Annotated in this window: 1 pseudogene; it reads right to left on the bottom strand. The window is 66.8% G+C overall.

The annotated features are described in order from the left end of the window. Positions 1 to 506: pseudogene (locus EXE52_RS18345) on the bottom strand (hypothetical protein); the annotation flags it as partial.

Here is a 506-nt window from a genome sequence, read left to right as displayed (position 1 = left end):
GTCAGAGGCGGCGTCGTAGTCCGACAACTGCCACGTGGCAGTCGTTCCCGACGTCGCCGAGTTCATCGACACGTCGACGTGACCACTGAACGTGACCGTGTTGTCCGAGAAGTGAGGAACGTCGAACACGAGGTAGCCGTCGACGTACTCCGCGCTCGCCGTCCACTCGCTGCCGTCCTCGTGCGTTCCGTGAATCGCTCGTGGCCGGTAGCCGAGCGCCTCCCGCAGCTTCCCGGCGTCGAGAGCGACTTCACGACCGGCCGATTCGGTATCGTCCCGCAGCACGACTGCCATCCCGTCGCCTGTGACCGACGCCGTGTCGCCGTCCATCACCGTCGACGCGTGGTCCGCCGTCGTCAGGCTGACCTCTAGGGAGTCGGCGTGGTCACTCGCAAGCACGCTGCCCTCCAGTTCACTCGCCGACAGCGCGAGTGTTTCGCCGTCCGGAATGTCCTCGTCGACGTTCCCATCGGGAATCGTGGCCATGCCGCCGGGCACGGCCGCCG

It is taken from the genome of Halorubrum sp. CGM4_25_10-8A (assembly GCF_005435025.1).
GTDB classification, from domain to species: Archaea; Halobacteriota; Halobacteria; order Halobacteriales; family Haloferacaceae; genus Halorubrum; species Halorubrum ezzemoulense.
This window is presented reverse-complemented; position numbering and strand designations above follow the sequence as displayed.